The organism is Streptomyces sp. Isolate_45 (assembly GCF_024721315.2).
Taxonomy (GTDB): domain Bacteria; phylum Actinomycetota; class Actinomycetes; order Streptomycetales; family Streptomycetaceae; genus Streptomyces.
Window position 1 is genome coordinate 1 of sequence record NZ_JANFAK020000344.1, and the last position, 2,093, is coordinate 2,093.

Consider the following 2,093-nt stretch of genomic DNA (forward strand, 5'->3'; position numbering starts at 1 on the left):
CTACGCCTCATGGACGCCCTCATGGGCGTCAAACGCGGCGTCCCCGGCGCCACCCTCCCCGAACTCAAGCAACGCCGGGTCAGGGCGGCCACCGTCGTCACCGAGCCGGAGCCCGGTGAGGGGGAGCGCGTCAGCCGTTCCGACGTGGCCGCCGACAATCCAGTCCCCACCCCACCCTTCTGGGGTACCCGTGTCGTCAAGGGCATCCCGCTCAAGGACTACGCCTCCTGGCTCGACGAGAACGCCCTGTTCAAGGGCCAGTGGGGACTGAAGGCGTCACGCGGCGGCCCTTCGTACGAGGAGCTCCTGGAGAACGAGGGCCGGCCGCGGTTGCGCGGCCTGCTGGAGAAGTTGCACACCGAGAGCCTCCTGGAGGCCGCGGTCGTCCACGGCTACTTCCCGTGCGTCTCCAAGGGCGACGACCTGATCATCCTCGACGAGAACGGCTCGGAGCGGACCCGGTTCACCTTCCCGCGTCAGAGCCGAGGTCGGTACCTGTGCCTCGCGGACTTCTTCCGTTCGGAGGACTCGGGGGAGACCGATGTGGTCGGCCTCCAGGTCGTCACCGTCGGCTCCCGGATCGGCGAGGCCACGGCCAAGCTGTTCGAGGCGAACGCCTACCGGGAGTACATGGAGCTGCACGGGCTTTCCGTCCAGCTCGCCGAGGCACTGGCCGAGTACTGGCACGCCCGCGTCCGCTCCGACCTGGGGATCTCCGCCGCCGACCCGGCCTCCGTCGACGGGATGTTCCGTACCGAGTACCAGGGCTGCCGATACTCCCTGGGCTACCCGGCCTGCCCCGACCTGGAGGACCGCGCGAAGATCGCCGACCTGCTGCGACCGGAGCGGATCGGCGTGCACCTCTCGGAGGAGTTCCAGCTCCACCCCGAGCAGTCCACCGACGCCATCGTCCTGCACCACCCCGAGGCCAGCTACTTCAATGCCGGAGGCCGCACATGACCGCGCTGCGCGACGTACTGGAGAGCGGGGCGCCGTCGTTCTCCTTCGAGTTCTTCCCGCCGAAGACCGACGCCGGCGAGCGGGTGCTGTGGGACGCGATCCGCCGCATCGAGCCGCTCGCACCGTCCTTCGTGTCGGTCACGTACGGAGCCGGCGGCTCCTCCCGTGACCGGACGGTCGAGGTGACCAAGCGGATCGCCGCCGAGACCACCCTGAGGCCGGTGGCCCACCTCACGGCCGTCGGTCACTCCGTCGCCGAGCTGCGCCACATCATCGGCCAGTACGCCGACGCGGGCGTACGCGACGTGCTGGCACTGCGCGGGGACCCGCCGGGCGATCCGAACGCCCCGTGGATCCCGCACCCCGAGGGCTTCCGACACGCCCACGAGCTGGTGTCGCTGGTCCGGGCCTCGGGGGCCTTCAGCGTGGGCGTCGCGGCGTTCCCGGAACGGCACCCGCGTTCACCGGACTGGGAGAGCGACGTCCGGCACTTCGTGGCCAAGTGTCGGGCCGGCGCGGACTACGCGGTCACGCAGATGTTCTTCGACGTCGACGACTACCTGCGGCTGCGCGACCGGGTCGTGGCGGCGGGCTGCGACACCCCCGTCATCCCGGAGATCATGCCGGCGACCGACGTGCGTCAGATCCGACGCTTCGCCGAGCTGAGCAACGCCGCCTTCCCCGAGGACCTGGCCCACCGCCTCGACGCGGTGCGCGACGACCCCGCCGCCGGACACCGCGTCGGCGTCGAGTACGCCACCGCCATGGCGGAGCGGCTGCTGGCCGAGGGGGCACCCGGACTGCACTACATCACTCTCAACCGCTCCACCGCGACGCTTGAGATCCACCGGAACGTACTCGAATCAAGGAGCGCACAGCATGTCCTCGCAGCCCAGCACTGACGCCCAGGGGTCCACGGAGTCCACCGGGTTCACGGGGTCCCCGGACTTCACGGACTTCAAGGTTGCCGATCCGTCCCTCGCCGCGTTCGGGCGGAAGGAGATCACCCTTGCCGAGCACGAGATGCCGGGGTTGATGTCGATCCGGCGTGAGTATGCCGGGGCGCAGCCGTTGGCGGGTGCGCGGATCATGGGTTCGTTGCACATGACGGTGCAGACGGCGGTGTTGATCGA

3 protein-coding genes are annotated in these 2,093 nt (G+C 69.9%); all 3 read left to right on the plus strand.

What is annotated here, in order from left to right:
• On the plus strand, positions 1-960 hold a 960-nt coding region (locus tag NOD94_RS40900; RefSeq protein ID WP_281211316.1), incomplete at its 5' end, for a vitamin B12 dependent-methionine synthase activation domain-containing protein.
• Positions 957-1,862: a methylenetetrahydrofolate reductase [NAD(P)H] gene (gene metF, locus NOD94_RS40905; protein ID WP_281211317.1), complete on the plus strand. Its 906-nt coding sequence runs from the start codon at positions 957-959 to the stop codon at positions 1,860-1,862. The genes NOD94_RS40900 and metF, both read left to right, overlap by 4 nt.
• On the plus strand, positions 1,840-2,093 hold a 254-nt coding region (locus tag NOD94_RS40910), incomplete at its 3' end, for an adenosylhomocysteinase (RefSeq protein WP_281211318.1). The genes metF and NOD94_RS40910, both read left to right, overlap by 23 nt.